This is a genomic window from Dactylosporangium vinaceum (assembly GCF_019904175.1).
Lineage (GTDB): Bacteria > Actinomycetota > Actinomycetes > Mycobacteriales > Micromonosporaceae > Dactylosporangium > Dactylosporangium vinaceum.
In genome coordinates this window covers 9,978,073-9,998,593 of record NZ_CP061913.1, presented here as the reverse complement: position 1 = coordinate 9,998,593, position 20,521 = coordinate 9,978,073, and the positions used below count along the sequence as shown (strand labels likewise).

General features: G+C 71.2%; 21 protein-coding genes. 8 read left to right on the top strand and 13 right to left on the bottom strand.

Features of this window, described 5'->3' with window-relative positions; all coding sequences use genetic code 11:
* Nucleotides 1-20: 20 nt before the first annotated feature.
* A complete protein-coding gene (locus Dvina_RS44825; protein WP_223097222.1) occupies nucleotides 21-1,169 on the bottom strand; it encodes a cysteine desulfurase family protein in 1,149 nt (382 codons plus the stop codon).
* Between the two features lie 89 nt (nucleotides 1,170-1,258).
* On the opposite strand from Dvina_RS44825, the gene ctaC reads away from it, so the two are divergent.
* Together ctaC and Dvina_RS44815 are read left to right on the top strand one after the other, a co-directional pair.
* Nucleotides 1,259-2,137 carry an aa3-type cytochrome oxidase subunit II gene (ctaC, locus tag Dvina_RS44820; RefSeq protein WP_380031104.1) on the top strand — a complete coding sequence of 293 codons (879 nt, stop codon included), beginning with the start codon at nucleotides 1,259-1,261 and terminating at the stop codon, nucleotides 2,135-2,137.
* Nucleotides 2,138-2,150: 13 nt separating this feature from the next.
* Nucleotides 2,151-2,594 (top strand): cytochrome c oxidase subunit 4, encoded by a 444-nt coding sequence (locus tag Dvina_RS44815; protein ID WP_223097220.1) that lies wholly within the window; start codon nucleotides 2,151-2,153, stop codon nucleotides 2,592-2,594.
* Nucleotides 2,595-2,696: 102 nt separating this feature from the next.
* On the opposite strand, the gene Dvina_RS44810 is transcribed toward Dvina_RS44815, so the two are convergent.
* From Dvina_RS44810 to Dvina_RS44785, 6 genes are all read right to left on the bottom strand, one after another.
* Complete coding sequence (locus Dvina_RS44810; RefSeq protein ID WP_223097218.1) at nucleotides 2,697-3,239, bottom strand: phospholipase; 543 nt, start codon at nucleotides 3,237-3,239, stop codon at nucleotides 2,697-2,699.
* 109 nt (nucleotides 3,240-3,348) lie between these two features.
* Nucleotides 3,349-3,543 (bottom strand): hypothetical protein, encoded by a 195-nt coding sequence (locus Dvina_RS44805; protein WP_223097216.1) that lies wholly within the window; start codon nucleotides 3,541-3,543, stop codon nucleotides 3,349-3,351.
* Between the two features lie 57 nt (nucleotides 3,544-3,600).
* The gene (locus Dvina_RS44800) at nucleotides 3,601-4,350 is read right to left on the bottom strand and encodes a hypothetical protein (protein ID WP_223097214.1); all 750 of its coding nucleotides are present in this window, start codon (nucleotides 4,348-4,350) and stop codon (nucleotides 3,601-3,603) included.
* Between the two features lie 31 nt (nucleotides 4,351-4,381).
* On the bottom strand, nucleotides 4,382-5,443 hold the full coding sequence (gene trpD, locus Dvina_RS44795) for an anthranilate phosphoribosyltransferase (protein WP_223097212.1): 1,062 nt from the start codon (nucleotides 5,441-5,443) through the stop codon (nucleotides 4,382-4,384).
* A 23-nt stretch (nucleotides 5,444-5,466) separates the two neighbouring features.
* The gene (locus Dvina_RS44790) at nucleotides 5,467-5,862 is read right to left on the bottom strand and encodes a hypothetical protein (protein ID WP_223097210.1); all 396 of its coding nucleotides are present in this window, start codon (nucleotides 5,860-5,862) and stop codon (nucleotides 5,467-5,469) included.
* Nucleotides 5,859-6,785, bottom strand: a complete 927-nt coding sequence (locus Dvina_RS44785) for a cytochrome c oxidase assembly protein (protein WP_380031132.1) — start codon at nucleotides 6,783-6,785, stop codon at nucleotides 5,859-5,861. Before Dvina_RS44785 ends, Dvina_RS44790 begins: the two co-directional genes overlap by 4 nt.
* Nucleotides 6,786-6,913: 128 nt before the next feature.
* On the opposite strand from Dvina_RS44785, the gene ctaE reads away from it, so the two are divergent.
* The 4 genes from ctaE (at nucleotide 6,914) to qcrB (ending at nucleotide 11,263) form a co-directional block, all read left to right on the top strand.
* Nucleotides 6,914-7,513: an aa3-type cytochrome oxidase subunit III gene (ctaE, locus tag Dvina_RS44780; protein ID WP_223097206.1), complete on the top strand. Its 600-nt coding sequence runs from the start codon at nucleotides 6,914-6,916 to the stop codon at nucleotides 7,511-7,513.
* A gap of 131 nt (nucleotides 7,514-7,644) precedes the next feature.
* Entirely contained in the window at nucleotides 7,645-8,511 is an 867-nt protein-coding gene (gene qcrC / locus Dvina_RS44775; protein ID WP_223097204.1) for a cytochrome bc1 complex diheme cytochrome c subunit, read from the top strand.
* Nucleotides 8,508-9,608, top strand: a complete 1,101-nt coding sequence (qcrA, locus tag Dvina_RS44770; RefSeq protein ID WP_223097202.1) for a cytochrome bc1 complex Rieske iron-sulfur subunit — start codon at nucleotides 8,508-8,510, stop codon at nucleotides 9,606-9,608. The genes qcrC and qcrA overlap by 4 nt, the downstream gene beginning before the upstream one ends.
* Nucleotides 9,605-11,263 carry a cytochrome bc1 complex cytochrome b subunit gene (gene qcrB, locus Dvina_RS44765; RefSeq protein WP_223097200.1) on the top strand — a complete coding sequence of 553 codons (1,659 nt, stop codon included), beginning with the start codon at nucleotides 9,605-9,607 and terminating at the stop codon, nucleotides 11,261-11,263. The genes qcrA and qcrB overlap by 4 nt, the downstream gene beginning before the upstream one ends.
* A 74-nt stretch (nucleotides 11,264-11,337) precedes the next feature.
* Here the strand turns inward: qcrB and Dvina_RS44760 are convergent, their stop codons facing one another.
* Complete coding sequence (locus Dvina_RS44760) at nucleotides 11,338-12,132, bottom strand: alpha/beta hydrolase family protein (protein ID WP_223097198.1); 795 nt, start codon at nucleotides 12,130-12,132, stop codon at nucleotides 11,338-11,340.
* 32 nt (nucleotides 12,133-12,164) lie between these two features.
* On the opposite strand from Dvina_RS44760, the gene Dvina_RS44755 reads away from it, so the two are divergent.
* Nucleotides 12,165-14,009, top strand: coding sequence for a S9 family peptidase (locus Dvina_RS44755; protein ID WP_223097196.1), 1,845 nt, complete (start codon nucleotides 12,165-12,167; stop codon nucleotides 14,007-14,009).
* Nucleotides 14,010-14,107: 98 nt separating this feature from the next.
* A complete protein-coding gene (locus Dvina_RS44750) occupies nucleotides 14,108-14,983 on the top strand; it encodes a MerR family transcriptional regulator (RefSeq protein ID WP_246655731.1) in 876 nt (291 codons plus the stop codon).
* 4 nt (nucleotides 14,984-14,987) lie between these two features.
* Here the strand turns inward: Dvina_RS44750 and Dvina_RS44745 are convergent, their stop codons facing one another.
* From Dvina_RS44745 to Dvina_RS44725, 5 genes are all read right to left on the bottom strand, one after another.
* Entirely contained in the window at nucleotides 14,988-16,004 is a 1,017-nt protein-coding gene (locus tag Dvina_RS44745; protein ID WP_223097194.1) for an aspartate-semialdehyde dehydrogenase, read from the bottom strand.
* 89 nt (nucleotides 16,005-16,093) lie between these two features.
* Nucleotides 16,094-16,381, bottom strand: a complete 288-nt coding sequence (locus tag Dvina_RS44740) for an Lrp/AsnC family transcriptional regulator (protein ID WP_223097192.1) — start codon at nucleotides 16,379-16,381, stop codon at nucleotides 16,094-16,096.
* 37 nt (nucleotides 16,382-16,418) lie between these two features.
* Complete coding sequence (locus tag Dvina_RS44735) at nucleotides 16,419-17,234, bottom strand: sugar phosphate nucleotidyltransferase (protein ID WP_223097190.1); 816 nt, start codon at nucleotides 17,232-17,234, stop codon at nucleotides 16,419-16,421.
* Nucleotides 17,231-17,749, bottom strand: a complete 519-nt coding sequence (locus tag Dvina_RS44730) for an NUDIX hydrolase (protein ID WP_223097188.1) — start codon at nucleotides 17,747-17,749, stop codon at nucleotides 17,231-17,233. The genes Dvina_RS44735 and Dvina_RS44730 overlap by 4 nt, the downstream gene beginning before the upstream one ends.
* Nucleotides 17,750-18,099: 350 nt before the next feature.
* Nucleotides 18,100-19,920 (bottom strand): RelA/SpoT family protein, encoded by a 1,821-nt coding sequence (locus tag Dvina_RS44725; protein ID WP_379993055.1) that lies wholly within the window; start codon nucleotides 19,918-19,920, stop codon nucleotides 18,100-18,102.
* Between the last annotated feature and the right edge of the window lie 601 nt (nucleotides 19,921-20,521).

Below are 20,521 nucleotides of genomic sequence, written 5' to 3'. Positions count from 1 at the left end.
CAGGGCGTCGATGAGAAGGGTCACAGCCCGGCCTCCGCCCGCGCGTCCGCGACAAGGCCCGGCAGGACGGCCAGGAACGCGCGTACGTCCTCCGCCGAGACTCCACTATGGAGCGAGACCCGCACGTTGCCGTGGGTGAGGACGCCCATCGCGGCCAGGACGTGCGAGGGGCGCAGGGTGTCCGACGTGCACGCCGAGCCCGACGAGACCGCGAAGCCGGCCCGGTCCAGCGCCTGGAGCAGGACCTCGCCGTCCACGTACAGGCAGGAGAAGGTGACGATGTGGGGGAGCCGCTCGTCCGGGTCCCCGACGATCTCGACGTCGGGCACCGTCGCCGCGACCGTGCGGCGGATCTCGTCGACAAGCGCGCGTTGACGTTCATCCTCGGCCCGGGCGGTTTCGGCCACCGCCCGCAGCGCCGCCGCGGCCGCGAACACCGCCGGCACGTCCGCCGCCGGATCGTCCCAGGGCGCCTCCCAGCGCGTGCCCTTGCGGACCGCGAGCAGGCCCACGCCGGCGGGGCCGCCCCACTTGCGAGCGCTGCCGGTCAGCAGCGACCAGCCCTCGGGCAGCCCGGTCCGGCCGATCGACTGGGCCGCGTCGACGAGCAGCGGCACGCCGGCCGCCGCGCACAGCCGGGCCGCCGCGGCGACCGGCTGCACCGTCCCCACCTCATGATTCGCGCTCTGGACCGCTACCACTGCCACTTCGGCGGAATTGCCCGAGGTCAGCGCGTTGTGCAACGCATCCAGGTCGACCCGGCCGGTGCGGTCGACGGGGACGGGTACCCCCGCATCGCCGGCCGCTTTGATGACGGCGGAATGCTCGACCGCGCTGTGCACGACCGTCCGGCGGCCCCGGGAGAGCCGCACACCCTCCACCGCCCGGCGAACGGCGTCGGCGCCACCGGCCGTGAAGTGCAGCTCGTCGGGGCGGACCCCCAGTACCCCGGCCGTGGTCTCCCGGGCCGCGTCCAGCAGCTGCCGGGACCGGCGGGCCGGGGTGTAGAGCCGGCCCGGATCGGCCCAGCCGTCGGCCAATGCGGCCTGAATTGCTTGTCCCACAACGGAATGCGGGGGAGCGGCGGTCGCCGCGTCAAGGTAGACGCCCACCCGGGCAACGGTATCCCGACCCGGACACGACCACCCCAAGCCGGGCGGACCGCACATGGTCGAGTACGCTCGCCAGCGTTGGTGAGGCTTGTCGTGAGAAGCTGCTGCAGAGGGCTTTCACGGCACTGCTAAGGAGGCAGGAGCAGGTGGTCTCAAGAGGTTTGAGCCCCGCGCGCGCCGTCGGGCTCGCCGTCTCGGCCGTCGGGTCGACGACTCTGCTCGCCGGATGCTCCGTCGGGGATTCGTTCAACGGCTTCGGCTGGCCCAAGGGCATCACCGAGCAGAGCGACCGCATGTACGACCTGTGGATCGGGTCGGTCGTCGCGGCGCTCGCCGTCGGTGTCTTCGTCTGGGGCCTGATCTTCTGGTGCGTCGTGCGCTACCGGAAGCGGGGCGACGAGCTGCCGCCGCAGACGCGGTACAACATGCCGTTCGAAATTCTGTACACGGTGGCGCCGTTCGTGGTCATCGCCGTGTTGTTCTTCTACACCGCGGTCATCCAGACCGACGTCGACCGGCTCTCGAAGAACCCCGACGTCAACGTCGAGGTCGTCGCCTCGAAGTGGAACTGGCAGTTCGTCTACAGCGACACCAAGGGCCCGGACGGCAAGCCCATCACCACGGTGGGCTCGGACGACTACATCCCGGTCCTGGTGCTGCCGGCGGGCAAGAGCGTCCAGTTCAAGGAGACGTCGCGGGACGTCATCCACTCGTTCTGGGTGCCGGACGTGCTGTTCAAGCGCGACGTCATCCCGGGCGTGGAGAACCGGTTCGAGATCAAGCTCAAGAGCAACGCCGCGGGCGCCTACGTCGGGCGCTGCGCCGAGCTCTGCGGCACCTACCACTCGATGATGAACTTCGAGCTGCGGGTCGTCTCGCCGGAGCAGTACCAGTCCTACCTGGACAAGCGCACCGCGGGTCAGAGCACCCCGGAGGCGCTGGCGTCGCTCGGCTTCCCGAACAACGGCTACGCGACCACGACCCACCCGTTCGACACCGACCGCACCAAGCGGTCGGCGAGCTGAGAGGCGAACGGCGATGAAGGCTGAGAACCGTCTCTTCTTCGTGCTGGCCCTGTTCGTGTTCGCCATGGCCGGCCTCTACGGCTGGTGGACGACCGCGGCGCCGCGTGAGCAGTCCGGCCATCACGGCACGGAGTGGATCGGCGTGGTCGCACTGATCCTGTCCGGCCTGCTCCTCACCATGATCGGCGGCGCCCTGGCGATGATCGCCCGCCGCATGGAGCCGCGCCCGGAGGACCGCCCCGACGCGGAAATCGCCGACGGGGCCGGTGACCTGGGCTTCTTCAGCCCCGGCAGCTACTGGCCGTTCGGGCTGGCGCTGTCCGCGATGATCGCCAGCCTCGGCTTGGCGTTCGACCAGTGGTGGCTTGTCGCGGTCGGCCTGCTCTCGGTCATCTTCGCCACGTGCGGCCTGATGTTCGAGTACTACACAGGCACCCGCCGCGGCGCGGAGCACTAGCTCGACGCAGGCTACGAGGCCCCCGGGACCGTTGGTCCCGGGGGCCTCGCCATTGCCGGGGCACCTCCATGCCGGCGGTCGAGCGGTGCCGGCCGGGGCGGGTCAGTTGCCGGCGCTCGACTCCGCCATGGCCTGGGCGCGCTGGCCCTTCGCCAGCAGGTCGGCCGCCTTGTCCAGGGCCGAGTCCGACAGGGAGACGCTGCCGAAGGCCGAGACCGCCTGGTAGTACGTCCAGGCCAGGCTCGTGCAGGCCGGGCGCACGAAGGCGTTGTACGTCGCGCACTTCGTCTTCAGGTCGAAGTAGAACGAGTCGTCGATGCGGCTCTTGTTGGCCGGGAACGTGCCGATCACCTTGAAGTTGCGATACCCGAAGTCGTGGCGCTGGCACGGGATGCGGAAGTCGAAGCCCAGAGGCTGATCCGGGCTGTCCGAGCAGTAGTCGGTGGTCCAGTCGAAGCCGTACGCGGCCCAGGCGCCCTGGTTGAGGCGGGCGGCGTTCCAGGCGTTGAAGCTTGTCGAGTTGGGCTGGGACCATGCGGCCATGACGGCCGGCTTGTCCGAGGGCGTGGCGGCGTGGGCGTCGGTGGCGATGCCCAGTGCGAGGAGCAGCGCGGCCAGGGGAGCGGCGAGGCGGGCAACCTTCATGGGCGGGATTGTTGCGCGTCTATGTGGCGAGCGGCGGGTTCCTGCGCCAAGCGGTCATTGCCGGGAGCTGAACGGCCGTTCAGCGCGCGGCGGGAGTCCTGTCGGTGGCTCAGGCGGCCCGGCGGCGCAGCAGGACGCGGGGGCGGCGGTCCATCAGCATGATCACCGGGGCCACGACGATGGCGGCGTCGCAGGATGTGCACGCCCAGTCGGGGCAGGACGCGCGCGGGTGGTCGGCGCAGGCCGGCTTCTCGAAGGCCCGCACCTGGCCGCAGGCTTCGCAGTGCAGTTCCCGTAACTCCATACCGCCACCGTCGCACCATCGTGAAGGACAACCGGGGATCTGGCTCAGCGTGTCCTGTCACTTTTTGGAGGCGGCCGGGGCGGGGGATGACGGCGGAAGGAATGCTTCTTCGCTGACGCTCGGCGTCGTGTACTGCAGCACCAGCTCAGTGGCCTTCCCGGCGTCAGTGGTGCCCTGGAAGTACGCCAGCAGGCCGGCCGGGTTCACGCAGGCCATCTCGGTGCGGATGCCTGTCGCGGTGACCGACACGCACTGCGCGTCGCCGCGCTTGGAGGCGCCGGCCCGGACCCCGTCGCCCTGGGCGATGGTGGCCAGCCGGCCCAGCGCCGCCTCGGGGGCCAGGAACTCGCCCCCGAACGCCGCGCTGATGGCCTTGGCCTCCGTGGGGGACATCGTGTCTGCCCCGGGTCCTTCCTGGCACTTCACGGCCGGTGTGACGGGCTTGCGGCCCTTGGCCGGCGCGGGGGAGGGGGCGGCCGCCGTCGAGCACAGGAACGTGCCGTCGGGGGTCGAGATGTACGTCACGCCGCCGCTGCGGTAGGCGCGCCGGGGTGCGGACTGGGAGACCGTCACGATGGTGCCGGAGGGGGTCGCGTATTGCAGCGTTGCGTCCGTGTCCAGGCCCAGCACCAGCCGCGAGGCCAGCGTGTCGACCATCTCCAGGGCCGGGTTGGCGGGCTCCTGCTGCTGCTTGACCGGCGCGGCGCACGACTTCGCCATCATGCCGGCGAAGCCGAGCGTCAGCGCACCGGCGATGACCGCGGAGAGCATTGCCTTCTTGGGGTTGTTGCGCGGCAGTTCGGCCATGCCCCAATCAACGGGGTAGCTGCGCCGCCGGTTATGGGGCGATTTCGGCGGGCTTGAAGGCCGTCCAGCGCGCGACGAGGTCGGTCGCCGCGCCTGCGTCCACCGCCGCGGCGGCGCGGTCCAGACCGGCCTTGAGCTGCCCGGAGAGGCCGTCGACGGTCAGAGCGCCGGCCCGCGCGGCGATCGCGGCGGCCGCGTTGAGCAGCACCGCGTCGCGCACCGGGCCCGGCTCGCCGGCGAACATGCGCCGGGCCACGTCGGCGTTGTACTCGGAGTCGCCGCCGCGCAGGTCGCCGGGGGCGGAGCGGGGCAGGCCCAGGTCGACGCTGTCGAAGAGGGTCTCGCTGACGGTGCCCCCGGAGACCAACCAGACCCGGGTCGGCGCCGCGGTGGTGAACTCGTCGAGGCCGTCCTCGCCGCGCACCAGCAGGACCGAGTAGCCCCGCTCGGCCATCACGCCGGCCATCACCGGCGCCATCCGCGGGTCGAAGCAGCCGATCGTGGCCGCCGTCGGCTGGGCCGGGTTGGTCAGCGGGCCGAGGAAGTTGAAGACCGTCGGGATGCCCATCTCGCGCCGGGGCACGCCGACGTGGCGCATGGCCGGGTGGAAACGGGCGGCGAAGCAGAAGCCGATGCCGATCTCGGCCGCGCACCGGGCCACGTCCTCCGGGCCCATGTCGATCGTCACGCCGAGGCGTTCCAGCAGGTCGGCGGCGCCGGTCGAGGACGACGCGGCCCGGTTGCCGTGCTTGACCACCGGCACGCCGGCGGCGGCGGTGACGACCGCGGCCATTGTCGAGATGTTCACCGTGTTGGCCCGGTCGCCGCCGGTGCCCACGATGTCCACGGCCGCGTTGCGCAGCTCGTCGGAGGCCGGCACCTTCGCGCCGAACTGCAGCATGACCTCGGCGCAGCCGGCGACCTCGGCCGCTGTCTCGCCCTTGGCCCGCAGCGCGACCAGGAACGCCGCGGTCTGGGCCTGCGTGGCGGTGCCGGAGAAGATTTCACCCATCGCCCACCGGATGTCCTCGGTGGAGAGGTCCTCCCTGCGCAGCAGGGCGGAAAGCAGCGTCGGCCAGGTGCGGTCGCCCATGGCGGCCTCCAGGGGGAGTGGTCCTACCGGCGGATGGCGGGGTATGCGCGGAGCAGGGCGGAGACGGTCTCCCCGGTGGTGACGGGGTCGAGCGGGTACATGATCGTGCCTTCGACCTTGGCGTAGCTGGCCAGCCAGCGGTCGGCGGCGCGGGCGATGGCCAGCACCACCGGCGGCGCGTCGGTGATCTCGTCCTTGAGCTGCCGGGCGATGCCCAGCCCGCCGCCGGGAGTGGCCTCGCCGTCGAGGACCAGCAGGTCGATGTCGGTGTCGTCGACGAGCTTGACGACCTCCGCATACGTCGACGCGTCGACGAACTTGACGGTCAGGTCGACCGCCGGGCGGGTGCCGATCGCCAGCCGCATCCGGTCGCGGACCTCGGCGTCGTCGCTGTACAGCAGGACAATGTGCTCGCTCATGTGCGCGCTGCTCCTCGTGTGGCGTCTGCCTCCGGCATCGTATCGTCCGGGGCTAAAGCGATTCCTGTGCGGGCCGACCACTCCTCTTCCTCGCGCCGCAGCCGCTCCTCGCGGTCGAGCCTGCGATCGATCCGGGTGGCCTCGCGGTCGGACTGGCGCATCCACTGCACGACGAGGACGGCGAGCATCGTCACCGAGACGAACTCGCCGCCGGCCCACAGGACGCCGCCCGCGACGACCTGGTCGTGGACGGGGTCGGCCCAGCTGAGGTGCAGGGACGGGTACCAGTCGCCGCCCAGGAGGGTCTTGCTCTGCATGATCGTGAGGCCGAGCACCGTGTGGAACGGCGTGGACAGGAACATCAGCAGCGCGCGGGCCGGGTAGGGCCACCGCCCCGGCAGCGGGTCGAGCCCGACCAGGGGCCAGAAGAAGAGACAGCCGACGGCGATGAAGTGCGCGTGCGTGAGCTCGTGGACCCACTCGTGGCGCATCGTCAGCTCGTAAAGATTCGTGAAATAGAGCACGAACGGCGTCACTACGAAGAAGCCGTACGCCACCAGCGGGAACGCCAGGACGCGGGCCGGGCGGGAGTGCACGATCGCCAATAGCGCGGCCCGGCCGCGGGGCGGCAGCGTGCGCAGGGCGAGCGTCACCGGAGCGCCGAGCGCCAGGAAGATCGGCGCGATCATGGAGAGCACCATGTGCTGCACCATGTGGACGCTCAACAGCGTGGTGTCGTACTCCTCGACCCCGCTCATCGTGACAGAGGCGATGGCTCCCAGTCCCGGGAACAGGAACAACAGGGTCCGCGCGATCGGCCAGCGGTCGCCGCGGCGGTGCAGCTTGGCGACGCCGGCGAGGTAGAGCCCGGCCGCGGCCAGCAGCACCAGCGTCAGCCACGAGACGTGGAACGACCCGAGGATCGTCGCGGCGCTCGGAGGGCCTGATTCGGCAGCTTGGAACACGTCTCCACACTATGCCCGCGCACGAATCGTCCGTGTCTTGAGGACCCCGCGCAAACGCGGTGATGATCGGGGGCAATAATGACGCTGTGACTGCGGCCCCAGCGATTGCCAAGAGCCAGATCCACTCACTGACCAGGCCCAACATGGTCAGTGTCGGGACGATCGTGTGGCTCTCCAGTGAGTTGATGTTCTTCGCGGCGCTCTTCGCGATGTACTTCTCCATCCGCGCGGCAGCGCCGGAGCTCTGGGAGAAGCACACCGAGGTGCTGAACGTCCCCTACGCCCTGACATTCACGATCATCCTCGTGCTGTCGTCCATCACCTGCCAGATCGGCGTCTTCCGCGCCGAGCGCGGTGACGTGCACGGCCTGCGCCGGTGGTTCGCGCTGACCTTCATCATGGGTCTGGTCTTCGTGCTCGGCCAGGTGAACGAGTACCGCAACCTGGTCGGCGAGGGCGTGAAGATCAACGGCGACGGCTACGGCTCGATGTTCTACCTGACGACCGGCTTCCACGGCCTCCACGTCACGGGCGGCCTCATCGCATTCATCATCTACCTGATCCGCACGACCATGGGGCGCTTCACACCGGCCCAGGCGACGGCCGCGATCGTCGTGTCGTACTACTGGCACTTCGTCGACGTGGTCTGGATCGCACTGTTCGCAATGATCTACTTCTTGCAGTGAGCATCTACCTCCCCGGGTAGGAGCGAATACAGGAGTAGGAAGCACGTCGAGTCGGGCCGCGTCACGGCTCCCCGACTGCCACCCCGATCAACCACCGAGACGACATAGGTGATGACGACAAAGGTGAGGCCATGACTTCTGAGCAGAGCAAGCGGCCGCTTGCCCGGCTGGTGCCGGGCGGTGCGCGTGCGGCGCGCGGCAAGCTGCGCCGGCGCATCGAGGCGGCCGTACGCCTGATCGCCGCGCTCACGATTGTCGGCGGCCTTTACAGCGCATACGCCCCGGGCGTCGGCCGGGCCGAAGACGTGCCGGCCCTCTCCGATGCCGCCAAGCGCGGCAAGGAGATCTACGAGACCAGCTGCATCACCTGTCACGGCACCAACGCCCAGGGCGTGCAGGGCCGCGGCCCGAGCCTGATCGGCGTGGGGTCGGCGGCGGTGGAGTTCCAGGTCAACACCGGCCGTATGCCGCTGGCCCGCCAGGAGGCGCAGGCGCAGCGCAAGGACCCGCAGTTCACCGAGCAGCAGGCGGCGGACCTCGGCGCCTACATCCAGGAGCTGGGTGGCGGCCCCGTCCTGCCGAGCGCCGACAGCCTCAACGCGGACGTCAAGAAGGCGCAGGCCGACCCCAAGGTCCTCGCCCACGGCGGTGAGCTGTACCGGGTCAACTGCTCGTCCTGCCACGCGTTCTCCACCGGCGGTGGCGCGCTGTCCTCGGGCAAGTACGCGCCGACGCTGCAGCACTCCAGCAACCGCGACATCTACGGCGCCATGCTGACCGGCCCGCAGAACATGCCCGTGTTCGGCAACAACCAGCTGAGCCCGGACGACAAGGCCGCGATCATCGCCTACATCCAGAACCTGAACCAGAACCCAGCGAGCGACCCCGGTGGCTGGAACATCGGCCGCTACGGCCCGGTGCCGGAGGGGCTCGTGATCTTCCTCGTCGGTATCGCGGCGCTCGTGTTCGCCACGCTGTGGATTGCAGGGAAGTCATGACCACGACGCACCACGCTCCGACGGAGGAGCAGTTCGACGCGAGTGACCCGGCTCTCACCCGGTTCGACCTCGTCCGCGAGGGCGCGCGCCGGGACGGTGTCGAGATCGTGCACTACGCGCCCCGGTTCCCGGTGCCGGGCACGAAGGCCGAGCGGCGCGTCGAGCGCGTGCTGTCCTTCCTGTTCCTGCTCACGGGGCTCTTCGGGACCGCGTTCGTGGTCGCGTACATCTGGTGGCCCTGGCACTACGGCCACGGCGACGCCACCTACCAGGACTGGTACCCGTTCTACACGCCGGTCCTGGGCGCGACGCTCGGCCTGTGCCTGCTGACCCTGGGCCTGGGCATCATCACCTGGTCGAAGAAGCTCCTCCCCGAGGAGGTCTCGATCCAGGAGCGCCACGACGGGCACTCGGACAGCACCGAGCAGAAGCTCACCGCGGCGACGATCCTGAACATGGGCGACGAGCTCGGCCTCAAGCGCCGCAAGTTCGTCGGCCTGGCCTTCCTGGCCGGCGCCGCCCCGCTGGGCGCGGTCGCCGGTGCCGTCCTGGTCGGCTCGCTGATCAAGGCGCCGAAGCAGGGTGACGAGAACATCTTCTTCACCACGGGCTGGGACCCGAAGCACAACGACGGCAAGCCGGTGCGCCTCACCCACGAGGACGGCACCCCGATCCGCCCGGCCGACGTCAGCGTCGGCGGCCAGATCACCGTCTTCCCGGGCATCCCGCACGGCGCGACAAACAAGTACGCCGACTCGCCGACGCTGCTCATCCACCTGCGCGAGCAAGACGCCCAGGACACGTTGAAGCACGCCAAGGCGGTGAACGAGGGCTCGCAGTGGCAGAACTTCGTGGCGTACTCGAAGATCTGCACCCACGCCGGCTGCCCGGCCAGCCTGTACGAGCAGCAGACGAACCGCCTGCTGTGCCCCTGCCACCAGTCGCAGTTCCAGATCACCGACAACGCGCGGCCGATCTTCGGTCCCGCCAGCCGGGCGCTGCCGCAACTGCCGATTACGGTGGATGATGAGGGATACTTCGTAGCGAAGTCCGATTACAAGGTTGCTATCGGACCGGCCTTCTGGGAGCGGCCATGAAACGGCGCAAGATCGATCTGCGCGCCCTGCCGGCCAACTCGGCAAGCGCGCTCGACGAGCGGTTCCAGGCGGCGACCCCGCTGCGCCGCCTGCTGAACAAGGTCTTCCCCGACCACTGGTCGTTCCTGCTGGGTGAGATCGCGCTCTACTCGTTCATCGTGCTGCTGCTCAGCGGCATCTTCCTCGCGCTGTTCTTCGACCCGTCCCTCGCGGAGACGGTGTACGACGGCAGCTACACGCCGCTGCGCGGTGTGGAGATGTCGCAGGCGTACAACACGGCCCTGCACCTGTCCTTCGACGTGCGCGGCGGCCTGTTCATGCGGCAGATGCACCACTGGGCGGCGCTGCTGTTCATGGCCGCGATCGTCGTGCACATGTTCCGCGTCTTCTTCACCGGCGCGTTCCGCAAGCCGCGCGAGGCCAACTGGATCGTCGGCGTGCTGCTGTTCTGGATGGGCTTCCTCGAGGGCTTCGGCGGCTACTCGCTGCCCGACGACGCGCTGTCCGGCACCGGCCTGCGCATCGCCTCGGCGATCATGCTCTCCATCCCGATCGTCGGCACGTGGGTGACGACCTCGCTCTTCGGTGGCGAGTTCCCGGGTGAGGTCATCCTCGACCGCCTGTACATCGTCCACGTGCTGCTCGTCCCGGGTGCGCTGCTCGCGCTCATCAGCGTCCACATGGGCCTGCTGGTGAAGCAGAAGCACACGCAGTGGCCGGGTCCGGGCCGGACCAACGAGAACGTGGTCGGCGTGCGGATGTTCCCGGGCTTCGCGGCCAAGGCCGGCGGCTTCTTCATGATCGTGTTCGCCATGATCGCCGCGCTTGCGGGCCTCTTCCAGATCAACCCGATCTGGCTGTTCGGCCCCTACAAGGCCGCCGTCGTCTCGGCGGCGAGCCAGCCCGACTGGTACGTCATGTTCCTGGACGGCTCCACCCGGCTGTTCCCGGCCTGGGAGATCCGCTTCGACCTGTTCGGCTGGGGTGACGGCTACACCCTCCCGCCGATCTTCTGGCCGACAGTGGTGCTGCCCGGCATCCTGACGATGCTGCCGATCTTCTATCCGTTCATCGAGGCCCGGTTCAGCAAGGACAAGGCCGTCCACAACCTGCTCGAGCGCCCGCGGGACAACCCGCTGCGCACGGCGCTGGGCGCGATGGCGATCTCGTTCTACATCGTGCTGCTGATCTCCGGCGGCAACGACGTGCTGGCCGACAAGTTCCACATCAGCCTCAACGCGATGACCTGGGCCGGGCGCATCGGCATCCTGGTCATCCCGCCGCTGGCCTACTACGCGGCCTACCGCATCGCGCTGGGCCTGCAGCAGCACGACCGCGAGGTCCTGGTCCACGGTGTGGAGACCGGCATCATCCGCCGCCTCCCGGACGGCCGGTTCGTCGAGATCCACCAGCCGCTGCCGGCCGCGTCGAACGGCAACGGCAACGGGCACGCGGAAGGCAACGGCCACCACGGCCTGGAGTACGGCGGCTGGGTCGTCCCGAAGAAGATGAACCGCCTGGGCGCCCTGGCTCCCACGGTGCGGGGCTTCTTCTTCCCGATCGAGAAGCCCGCCCCGGCGGCGAAGCCGGCTCCGCGCCAGGTCGAGTCGGATCGAGACGATCGAGACCGCGAGGAAATCACCACGGGTCGGTAGGCCACCCGGCCAGACCACAGCGAGAGCAGAAGGCAACAGCGAGGGCCCCGGTGCGAGCAGCGCCGGGGCCCTCGTCATGCGCTGGACACCCACCGGCCGATCCGCTCGGCCAGCGAAGCGCCGTGCTTGGCCCACCGGAAGTGGTCGATCGGGTCGCCGGGCGAGTAGTCCTCGCGCGTCAGGGGCGCCCGCGGCATCTTCGCCAGCAGCGTCGACACCGTCCCCGGCGGGGTGTACCGGTCCCCGGCCATGTCGACGGCCAGAATCGGCGTCGTCACCCGCGCCAGCCCCCGCTCCAGCGGGTCCGGGTAGCGCCCGGTCCGCGCCGTGTACGCCCAGTCCCGGATGACCCCCCGCGCCTGCCGCCCGCCGAACCCCCACCCCGGCCACACCCGCAGCGCCGACCCCACCGCGTGCAGCGCCTGCGTCTGCAGCAGCACCTTCGAGCGCTGCCCGGCCGGGTAGCTGCGCCAGTACGGGAGCCCGACGGCCAGCAGCACCAGCCCGTGCACGTCCGCGTCCGGCTGCCGCCCCAGGTGCAGCGCACACGCCTGACCGCCGAGCGAGTGGCCGACCAGGACTGTCCGCTTCGACGGCAGCGCGGCCAGCACCGCCCCGACGTCGTCGGTGAGGTCACCGAGCCCGTACCGCGACCGCGCCGACGGCCGGGGCGTGCTCGAACCCGTCCCGCGCAGATCGGCCACGACCACGTCGAGCCCAGCCGCGTTCAGGTCCTCCGCGAAGCGCCGGTAGTAGCGGGCCGGCACCCCCATGGCCGGCCACAGCACCGCCCGCGTGCCCGCGTCCGCCGGCCCCGGGAAGCTGTGCAGCGCTATCGTGTCGGTGCCGCGGTCCACGGTCTCCACCATGGTCATCAGCGTAGGGCGTTAGGGTGCAGGGCGTGAAACCTGTCGATCTGCCGCAAATGCGCACACCCGGCGCGCCGGCCCTGAGCCCTGACGGCGCCACCGCAGTCGTCGCGGTCACCCGTCCCGACCTGGACACCGACGCCTACACCGCCCAGTTGTGGCTGGTGCCGACCGACGGCTCGCGCCCTCCGACGCAGCTGACGAGGGGTTGGCACGACAGTGCGCCGCGCTTCTCGCCCGACGGCCGCTGGCTGGCCTTCCTGCGCCGTGACGATCCCAAAGCCAAAGCCCAGTTGTTCGTACTGCCAATGGCCGGAGGAGAAGCGCGGAAGCTGACCGACGAGCCACTCGGCGTGGGCGCGCCCGACTGGGCGCCCGACTCCTCCGCGCTGGCATTCTCCGCGCGGGTGCCGCACGAGTCCCGCTACGGCACCGATCCGGACGCCGAGCCCGCCCGCCGCCTCACCGAGCTGTTCAACCGCGTGGACGGCCTCGGCTTCCGGCGCGACCGCCCGGCCCAGCTGTTCACCGTGACGCTCGACGGCGACGTCGCCCGGGTCACGGACGGCCCGGACGACCACGGCGACCCGCGCTACTCGCCGGACGGCACCTGGCTGACGTTCACCGCGCCGCCCAGCGCCGACGGCACCGCCGTGGACGTGTGCGTGATCCGCCCCGACGGCAGCGAGCGGCGCACCCTGACCGACGGGACCTTGGCCGCCGTGCTGCCGCGGTTCACGCCGGACGGCGACGCGGTGGTCTTCGCGGCCGCTCCGGCCGGCGTCGTGCTGCGCAACGAGACGCTCTGGTCGGTCCCGCTGGCCGGCGGCCCCGCCCGTCCGCTGCTGCCGCCCGCCGACTTCCACCTCGCGATGCTGACCGGCGATCTGGACGTACACCCGGATGGCGTGCTGTTCATGAACGAACAGCGCGGCGCCGTCCAGCTCCTGCAGGTGCCCTTCGACGGCTCGGCGCCCACCGTCCTGGTCGACGGGCCGCGCCAGGTGGTCGGCTTCGCCCAGGCCGCCGGCGTCCTCGTCACGACCGTGGCCACCCCCGCCGACTGGGGCGAGGTCTACGCAGGAGAGCGGCGCCTCACCGCGTTCAGCCGCGACTTCCCGGCCCTGGAGCAGGTTGAGCTCACCGCCGCGGCGCCCGACGGCTACCCGGTCCACGGCTGGATCGTGCGCCCCGCCACCGAAGGCCCGCACCCGGTCCTGCTCATGATCCACGGCGGGCCCTACGCGCAGTACGGCTGGCGCCTGTTCGACGAGGCCCAGGTCTACGCGGGCGGCGGCTACGCGGTCGTCTACGGCAACCCCCGCGGATCCTCCGGTTACGGGGAGGCCCACGGCGAGCCCATCCGCGGCAACGTGGGCGAGGTAAGCGCCACCGACCTGCTGGCCCTGCTGGACGCGGCCCTGAAGGAGCCCGGCCTCGACGCGTCGCGGGTCGGCGTGCTCGGCGGCTCCCACGGCGGCTTCATGACCACCTGGCTGGCCGCCCACCACGGCCACCGCTTCCGCGCCGCCGTCTCCGAGCGGGCCGTGAACGCCATCGACAGCTTCTCGGGCTCCTCGGACATCGGCTGGTACTTCGCCGACTCCCTCTACACCGGCGACTTCGCGGCCCAGAGCCCGCTCACGTACGCCGACCGCATCGACATCCCGATGCTGATCATCCACTCGGAGCAGGACTGGCGCTGCCCGGTCGAGCAGGCGTACCGCCTGTTCGTGGCCCTCAAGCGCCGCAACGCGGCACCGGTCGAGCTCCTGCTCTTCCCGGGGGAGGGCCACGAGCTGTCCCGCACCGGCCGGCCGTCCCACCGCGTGCAGCGCTTCGACGCCATCCTTGACTGGTTCGGCCGCCACCTGTGAGTCCGGTGCCTTGACTCTGACCCTGGTGGAGACCCCACTGTAGGACCGGCGGGCGCGGGCCCGCCGGATCGGAGGCGACGCGCGGTGGAGATCCGCTTGTGGGACGGACCGGAGCGGCCGGTCGTGACCGCGACGCGCGGTCGGCCGGGCTCCGCGGCGACATGACGGCGGGCGATCCGGCGCTGCTGACCATCGGCGAGTTCGCCCGCCGGTCCGGGCTGTCGATGCGGGCCCTGCGGCTCTACGACCGGATGGGCCTGCTCCGGCCGGCGGAGACCGCGGCCACCGGATACCGCCGCTACACGGAGCGCCAGCTCTACGCCGGCCGGCTGATCGCGCTGCTGCGCCGGCTCGACATGCCGCTCAGCGAGATCGCGGCGATCGTCGCGGCCCCCGGTCCCGACGCGGCCGGGCGCCTCGCCGCCTACTGGACCGCGGTGGAGCAGCGGCTCGCCGCCCAGCGGGACCTGGCCGACCGGCTGGTGCGCAACCTCGCCGCGGAGATGCCCGCGCCGCACGGGGCCTGGCCGGTGGCGGTCCGCGCGGTGGCCGCGCGGTGGGTCCTGAGCGAGATCCGGCACGTCGACGCGGCCGAGCTCGGCTGGGTCCGCGACGCCACGGCCCGCCTGACCGCGCTGGCCGAGCAGTCGGGCGGAGTGTGCGGGCCGCACTTCGTGGTGTTCCACGGCAACGTCGACGAGGACGCCACCGGCCCGGTCGAGGTCTGCGTGCCGGTGGGGCCCGGCGCCGGCGGACGCCCCGAGCCCGCCCACCGGGAGGCGTACGTCCCGGTCACGAAGGGCCACTTCGAGCCCCCGCAGATCCTCTCGGTCTACGACGCCGTGCGCCGCTGGGTGCGCGAGCACGGCTACACCCCCGTCGCGCCGCCGCGGGAGGTGTACGGGTACGGCTCCGTCATCGACGCAGCCGCACCCGGCGACCTCGTGTGTGATGTGGCACTGCCGTTCGGCTGAGCCGCTACTTGATCAGGAGCTCGGCCACCTGGACCGCGTTGAGGGCGGCGCCCTTGCGCAGGTTGTCGTTGGCGATGAACAGCGCCAGGCCGTGCTCGACCGTCTCGTCGGCGCGGATCCGGCCCACGTAGGACGGGTCCTGGCCGGCCGCCTGCAGCGGGGTCGGGATGTCGCTGAGGACCACGCCGGGGGCCTCGTTCAGCAGCTCGGTGGCGCGGGCGACGCTTATCGGGCGGGCGAAGCGGGCGTTCACCTGGAGCGAGTGGCCGGTGTACACGGGGACGCGGACGCAGGTGCCGGAGACCTTCAGGTCCGGGATCTCCAGGATCTTGCGGCTCTCGTTGCGGAGCTTCTGCTCCTCGTCGGTCTCGAACGAGCCGTCGTCGACAAGGCCACCGGCCAGCGGCAGCACGTTGAACGCGATCGGGGCGGCGAACTTCTTCGGCTCCGGGAACTGCACCGCCGAGCCGTCGAAGGCGAGGGCAGCCGCGCCGTCGGCGACCTTGCGGACCTGCTCGTCGAGCTCGGCCACGCCGGCCAGGCCCGCGCCCGACACCGCCTGGTAGGTGGCCGTGACCAGGGCGACCAGCCCGGCCTCGGCGTGCAGCGGGCGTAGCACCGGCATCGCGGCCATGGTGGTGCAGTTGGGGTTGGCGATGATGCCCTTCGGCCGCTGCGCGGCGGCGTGCGGGTTGACCTCGGCGACGACGAGCGGCACGTCCGGGTCCATCCGCCAGGCGGACGAGTTGTCGATCACGACGGCACCGGCCGCGGCGACCTTCGGGGCCAGCGCCTTCGACGTTGCCTTGCCCGCCGAGAACAGCACGATGTCCAGGCCGGCGTAGTCCGCGGTCTCCGCGTCCTCCACCGTCACCGGCTTGCCCTGCCAGTCGATGGGCCGCCCCGCCGAGCGGGCGGAGGCGAACAGACGCAACTCGTCTACCGGGAACGACCGCTCGGCCAGGATTTGGCGCATGACGCTGCCGACCTGCCCGGTGGCCCCTACGATGCCGATCCTCATGGCGGCGAGGGTACCCCGTTATCCGCGGGCATTCGATGCGATTTGCGGCACCTCGAAAGGGTCCGGGCAAATGGCGCGCACAAAAGAAATCAATCGGCGTCCGGGAGTCCGATCGCGAAAGCTTCCTCCAGGTCATGGCGGGAGTACGCACGGAACGCAATGTGCGTGTCGGTCTCCACGACCCCGGGCACCTTCGAGATCCGGTTGGCGATCACTTCGGCGATGTCCTCGAATTGCGCCACCCGCACCACGGCGATGAGATCCACATTGCCGGCGACGGAGTACACCTCGCTCACACCGTCGAGGTTGGAGATGTTCTCAGCGACCTCCGGGATCGAGTCGGTCGCGCAGTCGATGAGGACGATCGCGGTGATCACCTGCGGTGCTCCTTCCAGCATGTGGACACCCGCCATGCTAGTGGGCGGCGACGGTCAGCTCCCGGCCGACCCGGATCGCGTCGGTGAGCGTTTCCCCGGCCGCGACCACGCCGCCCGGCCACACGACACCCCGCACCACGCTCCCGGCCACCACCGCTGCGGCGCCCACCACGCCACCGTCGACGGTCCCGGTCACGACGGCGTCCTCGGCGATGAGATTTCGCTGGTGTACCGCCTGGAGGTTCGCCCGCAGATAGTCGGCCGGCGTCCCCGTGTCGAGATACGTGCCCGGATACTCGACGACCGCCAGCCGCCCCTCCCGCTCGGCCGGCCGCCACGCGAGCCGCACCAGATCGGACGGCTCCGCTTCGAGCCGGGCCACGATGTCCCACGGCAGCAGCGAGAACCCGGCGAACCGGTGCTCCCCGAACTCGTTCGGCGGCCCCGGGACCCCGAGCAGCCGGGCCTCGCGCCCGTCCCACCCGTCGAGCAGGCCCGCGATGTCCGGCCCCGGCGCCAGGTCCGACTGCAGGAAAGCGTCGGCGTTGCCCACCAGCACGCCCCGGCCGTCGATCCAGCTGCGGAGGAGTCCGAGGCCGCCCGCGGTACCCAGGGGAGGCCCTGGCTCCAAGGAGAGATGAGCCCGATCACCGACGTGCTCGACGATCTGGCTGCCGAGGTAGCAGGCGTTGACGGCGACCGGCAGCTTCAGCGCCTCGACCCGCTCCAGCGCCCGGTCCAGCAGCGCGACGTTGCCGACGGGGCACAGCGCCTTCGGCAGGTGCTCGGTCAGGGGCCGCAGCCGCCGCCCTTCCCCGGCCGCGAGCACGACCGCGCAGATGTCGGGGCTCATGCTTCGAGGACCTCCGGGTACTCCTTGTAAGGCCCGATCCCGTAGTGCGCCAGCAGCCGCGACGTCGAAACCGTCATCGGCGGCAGGTTGTCGAGCCGGTGCCAGGCCGCCTCGAGGATCTCGGCCGCGTCGACGACCAGCTCCTCCCCGGGCTCCACCTCGGTCTCGAACACCATGTCGACCCACTGCCCGCTGGTGTGCACGATCGCGTTGGGGGTGGCGGCCCGCATCCGCTCCACCGGCACTTCGAGCCCGGTCTCCTCCCGCAGCTCCCGGCAGGCCGTCTGCACCGGCGTCTCCCCGCGGTCCATGAGCCCGGCGGGCAGCGACCACCCGGCGCCGGGCGGCTGCCGCAGCAGCAGCAGCTGCGTGAGCCCGGGGTCGCGCACGATCGCGACGGCTCCGATGGTGTACGTCGGCTGGAACGTGCGCACGATCCGCCGCTTCCACCGCCCGGGAAGCCGGTAGAACGTGCGGTACGCCAGCGCACGCACGCGCCCACGCATGTCGGTCATCCGGTAAGGCTACGGCGTACGCCCCGGCCGCCCCGCGCCATGGTCCACACCGGCCGGCCGCCCGCGACCCGAACCCCTTCCCGCCGCACACGACCCCGGCTCCGCCCCGCACGACCTCCGCCGCGCCGCACCCGACTACAGGGCGCGTTGTGTATGGCCACGGCTGCGTTGTGCGCGAGGGTGGCCGTGATGCGCGCGACCGCGGCCGTGGCCCGCGTGACCGGACAGTGGCCCGCGTGACTGCGGCGCGGCTCCGCGTGGCTGCGGGTGCGAGTGCCGCGCTGGATTATGGCCACGTGGATGCTGCAACTGGCGCGGGGCTGGGCTGGGTCGGTCGGCGCGGTGTGCGGTCAGTGGGGCTGCTGGTCGACCAGGGCTATCAACTCCGCGACGACCTCGTCGGCGGTGCGGGCGTGGTCGGCGACGGCGACGAGGAGGGTCTCGATGTCGGGGAAGCCCAGGCGGGGGGCGAGGCGGACCAGCGGCAGGTCGCTGGCCAGGCCGCGGCCCTGTTGGCGCAGCGCCAGGCCGATGGCGAGGCGGCCCAGGCGGACCTTGTTGGCGACGGTGATCGCCGGGGCCTCGTGCGCCTCGAACCAGCGGCTGATGTGCAGGCGGGCGTGCGGCGTACGGACGAAGTCGAGCCACTCCGGCGACGGGCCGCGCGCGGGGGCGTCGGCGTCGAAGTCGAACTCGTCGCGCTGGCCGGCCCGGGTGATGATCTCGACAGTGTCGCCGTCGGCAAGGGGGGACGAGACGGCGGTGAGGCGGCCGTTGACGCGGGCGCCGATACATCGGTTGCCGACGTCGGCGCCGAGGATGTACGCGAGGTCGACCGGGGTCGCGTCCGACGGCAGCAGCACCGGCCGCCCGCCGCCGGCCGTCAGCACCAGGATCTGGTCCTCGGCGAGGTCGCAGCGCAGCGAGGCGATGAACTGGGCCGGGTCCGACGCGGCCGCCTCCCAGTCGAGCAGGCGCCGCAGCCAGTCGAGCTGCTCGGCCTTGCTCGCCGGTCCGAACCGGGCCGCCGTGGACGGATAGCGGAAGTTCGCCACGATGCCGTACTCGGCCGACTGGTGCATCTCGACGGTGCGGATCAGCACCTCCAGCGACTGGTCGTCGGGGCCCTGGACGGTGGTGTGCAGCGACCGGTAGTTGTTGTTCTTCGGCGTCGCGATGAAGTCCTTGAACCGCCCGGGGACCGGCCGCCACTTCCCGTGGACCGCGCCGAGCGCCGCGTAGCAGTCAGTCTCGGGTCCGTCGACCACGATCACGACGCGCGGCAGGTCGTGCGGCTCGCCGTAGTTGCCGTCGACAGTGTCTTTCCAGATGGAGTACAGGTGCCGGGGTCGCGGCGAGACCGTCGCGTCGAGGTTGAACTTCTTGAGGTCGCTGCTCAGTGCGGAAATGACCTTCTCGAGGTACCCGTCCCAGCCGACCCGCTGCCGCACGTATTCGTCGACCACCGCATAACCGCTCGGCGACACCGCCCGCAGGACCCAGTCCTCGAGCTCCCGCTTCAGCGCCTGGATCCCGAGCCGCTCACACAGCGGGATAAGCACCTCCCGCGTGGCCGTGGCGATCCGCACCCGGCTCTTCACCGATCGCGCGTCGATGGTCCGCATGTTGTGCAGCCGGTCGGCGAGCTTGATGACGAGCACCCGCACGTCCCGCCCGGCGGCGACGATCATCTTGCGGATCGTCTCGGCCTCGGCGTCGGCGCCGTAGAACATCTTGTCGAACTTCGTCACGCCGTCGACGAGCAGCGCGACCTCGGCACCGAAGTCCCGCTCCAGCGCGCCGAGCGTGTAGTCGGTGTCCTCGACGGTGTCGTGGAGCAGCGCCGCCACCAGCGTGGTCGTGTCCATCCCGAGGTCCGCGAGGATCTCGGTGACCTCCAGCGGGTGCGAGATGAACGCCTCGCCGCTCTTGCGCATCTGGCCGCGGTGCATCTGCTCGGCCATGCTGTACGCCCGCCGCAGCAGCACGGTGTCGGCCGCCGGATGAATCTGCCGGTGGGCCCGCAGGATGACCGCCATCGGATCGTCGCCGCTCGACGACCACGGCAGCATGGCCCGCAGCCGCGACCCGATGATCGACGAGTAGGTCGCCGTCGGGTCCCCCGGCACGGCCCCACCCGCCAGCGCCGAGTACGACGGCGGTGGCGGCACCTCCGGCGAGTCGTCAGCCGCCGGCGCCGTCAACTTCTTCCGCGGCGCCAGGTATCGATCGTCAAGCGGCAACCGCTGCGCCGCCCGCGGCAACGGCTTGCGCCCTTCACCGGCCGAGTGCGTGTTGCGCGGCTTCCCACCGTCCCCGCCCGGCTCACCGCTGACCGGCGGCACCTCACCGGCGGGCGGCACCTCACTGATGGGCGGCAGGTCGCTCTCGATCTCGGCCTGCTCGGCCGCGGCGCTCTCGGCCACCTCACCGGCCCGGGTCCGGCTCTCGATCGTCCGGTCGTTGGCCGGCCACTCCGGCCTGCCCCGCCCGTCACCGCGCCGGTCCGCGGACCGCCCGGCGTGATCGCGGTCCCGGTCGCTGCGCGGCTGGTCCGAGTCCACGGCCACGGCCGGCGCGCCGTGACTCTCGGCCCGCTCGGCCCGGACACTGCTCACATGACCGCCGCTCGGGCCGGTGCTGTCGCGCCCCGGTCGGTCGTCCCCGGCCTGCTCATCACGCCCACCGACCTGCTCACCACGTCTGCCGACCTGCTCACCGTGTCCGCCGCCCTGCTCACCGCGTCCGCCAGCCTGCTCAGCCCGCTTGCTG

What these genes read in the sequence shown, in the direction of transcription:
- Dvina_RS44825 (WP_223097222.1), bottom strand. Translation starts at nt 1,169, where the DNA reads ATGTGCGGTCCGCCCGGCTTGGGGTGGTCGTGTCCGGGTCGGGATACC.
- Dvina_RS44730 (WP_223097188.1), bottom strand. Translation starts at nt 17,749, where the DNA reads ATGACCGACATGCGTGGGCGCGTGCGTGCGCTGGCGTACCGCACGTTC.
- Dvina_RS44805 (WP_223097216.1), bottom strand. Translation starts at nt 3,543, where the DNA reads ATGGAGTTACGGGAACTGCACTGCGAAGCCTGCGGCCAGGTGCGGGCC.
- trpD (WP_223097212.1), bottom strand. Translation starts at nt 5,443, where the DNA reads ATGGGCGACCGCACCTGGCCGACGCTGCTTTCCGCCCTGCTGCGCAGG.
- Dvina_RS44745 (WP_223097194.1), bottom strand. Translation starts at nt 16,004, where the DNA reads ATGAGGATCGGCATCGTAGGGGCCACCGGGCAGGTCGGCAGCGTCATG.
- Dvina_RS44815 (WP_223097220.1), top strand. Translation starts at nt 2,151, where the DNA reads ATGAAGGCTGAGAACCGTCTCTTCTTCGTGCTGGCCCTGTTCGTGTTC.
- Dvina_RS44735 (WP_223097190.1), bottom strand. Translation starts at nt 17,234, where the DNA reads ATGAGCCCCGACATCTGCGCGGTCGTGCTCGCGGCCGGGGAAGGGCGG.
- Dvina_RS44760 (WP_223097198.1), bottom strand. Translation starts at nt 12,132, where the DNA reads ATGGTGGAGACCGTGGACCGCGGCACCGACACGATAGCGCTGCACAGC.
- qcrC (WP_223097204.1), top strand. Translation starts at nt 7,645, where the DNA reads ATGACTTCTGAGCAGAGCAAGCGGCCGCTTGCCCGGCTGGTGCCGGGC.
- Dvina_RS44810 (WP_223097218.1), bottom strand. Translation starts at nt 3,239, where the DNA reads ATGAAGGTTGCCCGCCTCGCCGCTCCCCTGGCCGCGCTGCTCCTCGCA.
- qcrB (WP_223097200.1), top strand. Translation starts at nt 9,605, where the DNA reads ATGAAACGGCGCAAGATCGATCTGCGCGCCCTGCCGGCCAACTCGGCA.
- Dvina_RS44800 (WP_223097214.1), bottom strand. Translation starts at nt 4,350, where the DNA reads ATGGCCGAACTGCCGCGCAACAACCCCAAGAAGGCAATGCTCTCCGCG.
- Dvina_RS44790 (WP_223097210.1), bottom strand. Translation starts at nt 5,862, where the DNA reads ATGAGCGAGCACATTGTCCTGCTGTACAGCGACGACGCCGAGGTCCGC.
- qcrA (WP_223097202.1), top strand. Translation starts at nt 8,508, where the DNA reads ATGACCACGACGCACCACGCTCCGACGGAGGAGCAGTTCGACGCGAGT.